The 1690-nt window shown below is 38.8% G+C and carries 4 protein-coding genes and 1 pseudogene; 1 reads left to right on the plus strand and 4 read right to left on the minus strand.

The window, feature by feature from the left end:
- A pseudogene (locus ACFIJW_RS03995) lies at nt 1–310 on the plus strand (phage antirepressor Ant); the annotation flags it as partial.
- A gap of 45 nt (nt 311–355) precedes the next feature.
- On the opposite strand, the gene ACFIJW_RS04000 reads toward ACFIJW_RS03995, so the two are convergent.
- From ACFIJW_RS04000 to ACFIJW_RS04015, 4 genes are all read right to left on the minus strand, one after another.
- Nucleotides 356–637, minus strand: coding sequence for a type II toxin-antitoxin system YafQ family toxin (locus ACFIJW_RS04000; RefSeq protein WP_375633383.1), 282 nt, complete (start codon nt 635–637; stop codon nt 356–358).
- Nucleotides 624–887 carry a type II toxin-antitoxin system RelB/DinJ family antitoxin gene (locus tag ACFIJW_RS04005; RefSeq protein WP_004861501.1) on the minus strand — a complete coding sequence of 88 codons (264 nt, stop codon included), beginning with the start codon at nt 885–887 and terminating at the stop codon, nt 624–626. Before ACFIJW_RS04005 ends, ACFIJW_RS04000 begins: the two co-directional genes overlap by 14 nt.
- 97 nt (nt 888–984) lie before the next feature.
- Entirely contained in the window at nt 985–1290 is a 306-nt protein-coding gene (locus ACFIJW_RS04010; protein ID WP_375618924.1) for a BrnA antitoxin family protein, read from the minus strand.
- The gene (locus ACFIJW_RS04015; RefSeq protein WP_375613975.1) at nt 1268–1534 is read right to left on the minus strand and encodes a BrnT family toxin; all 267 of its coding nucleotides are present in this window, start codon (nt 1532–1534) and stop codon (nt 1268–1270) included. Before ACFIJW_RS04015 ends, ACFIJW_RS04010 begins: the two co-directional genes overlap by 23 nt.
- Nucleotides 1535–1690: the final 156 nt, after the last annotated feature.

The raw sequence follows: 1690 nt of genomic DNA on the forward strand, positions 1-1690 counted from the left end.
CACATTAGACATGGCGAAAGAGCTCTCAATGGTGGAACGTAACGAGAAAGGACGTCAAGCACGCCGTTATTTTATTGAGTGTGAAAAGAAACTAAAAAGCCAATCTGTTGATTATGATAATGATACACGCTTTGATTTGCCAAGTTATTGGGAAGGTATGAACGCTGGTGAAAAAGTTTTGTATCTTCTGGGTTCAATTCATGTTCGTCTTCTTGATGCCTTCAGAGTAGATGAAGAGAACAGAAAATACAAAGCCCTTATTAAAGAAGCAAAACAGGTTCTAGCAAGATCTGTCGTAAAAGCTGCTTAGATTTAAAAACATCTCCCCTTCCCGTTCTTAAAATGGGGAGGTGGTTTAAAGATCAAGTTTTGCATGAGAGCCAAGACGCACTAAAACCAATCGATCTTGACCAATCAAGCGATAAATCAACACTAAGTCAGGTCGAATATGGCAATCTCGATAATTGCTCCAATTCCCAGTCAATGCATGGTCATGATATCGAGGTTCTAAAGGTTGATCATTTGCTAATGCTGCAATGATTTGGCGCAAATCAGTATCTAAAAGATGCCGATACCGTCCTTTCATTTCACGCTTGAAATCACGTTTGAAGATAGTGGTACGTTCAATCGTCCGCATAGAGATCATCAAATAATTCGTCTACGGAATGAAACTTTTTTAAGTTACCTTCCTCTAGTTCTGCAAAAGCCGCTATAGTTTCCGCATTAGGTTGAAACAAGAAGGACGGAATAGCTTTATCTTGTGCAATACGCGTCATCAACACTCTCACAACATCACTTACTGATAAACCTGAAGCTTGAATAACTTGATTAGCGATATTTTGAATTTCTTCTGGTACACGCGCTTGAACCATACGACTGGCAGCCATAATGACTTCTCCTCTTGTAACTGTATTTCAATGTAATACAATTGAAGTTTAATTTCAACTGTAAAGCACATTTTTTAGAGTGGCGAGATCGTTCGGCTTAACAACCACTTGCTTTTTTTAAGACTTCACCCATACGTGTTCGCCAATCTTTTCCTTGTTTTTTAAAAGAGGCAATAACATTTGGGTCGAGACGGAGAGTAACCGCTTGTTTAGGAGATTCAACGGGTGGACGCCCACGTTTACGGCGCTCTTCTGTTACATACTTAAAAAAAGAGGCTGGTAAAACGTCTTTAGCTGGCTTTAAGCGTGCAAGTTCTTCATCTGTTAGTGGTGGGGAATCCACAGCGTCCCAATCTTCTTTTGTATAGCCACATCCTGTTTCAAAGGTTTTTTTGATAGTCATTGAAAACCTCTCTTTCTTTTTTATTCGCTTGACGAAAACTGATAATGGATATCGCTTCATTGCCAAGCTTTGCAAAAACAATAACTGTTGTGCCATCCGCAAAATGTCCAATAGCCTTCATGCGGTTTGAATGGGTTGCATCAATAAGAGCATGTTCCCAGTCAAAGTAAATAACATCAGCAAAATCAAGCTTATGTTTAACAATGTTTAAAGCTCTTTTTGGTTCATCCCACACTATCTTCATATATTTTATGTACACGAAAAATAAAACCTTGTCAATAATTAAAGTGTACAACAATTCGTATATACCATTCAAAATGGAGCAACTATGAATAAGAAGCATCGTAAGGGTCTATCGGTTCGTGCGTTTGCGAAGAAGATGGGTGTTTCACATAATGCG

The sequence above is a fragment of the Bartonella sp. MM97QHHN genome (genome assembly GCF_042194285.1).
In the GTDB taxonomy this organism is placed as follows: domain Bacteria; phylum Pseudomonadota; class Alphaproteobacteria; order Rhizobiales; family Rhizobiaceae; genus Bartonella.

Coding starts and splice junctions, on each gene's coding strand:
- ACFIJW_RS04010 (WP_375618924.1), bottom strand. CDS start 1,290: ATGACTATCAAAAAAACCTTTGAAACAGGATGTGGCTATACAAAAGAA.
- ACFIJW_RS04005 (WP_004861501.1), bottom strand. CDS start 887: ATGGCTGCCAGTCGTATGGTTCAAGCGCGTGTACCAGAAGAAATTCAA.
- ACFIJW_RS04000 (WP_375633383.1), bottom strand. CDS start 637: ATGCGGACGATTGAACGTACCACTATCTTCAAACGTGATTTCAAGCGT.
- ACFIJW_RS04015 (WP_375613975.1), bottom strand. CDS start 1,534: ATGAAGATAGTGTGGGATGAACCAAAAAGAGCTTTAAACATTGTTAAA.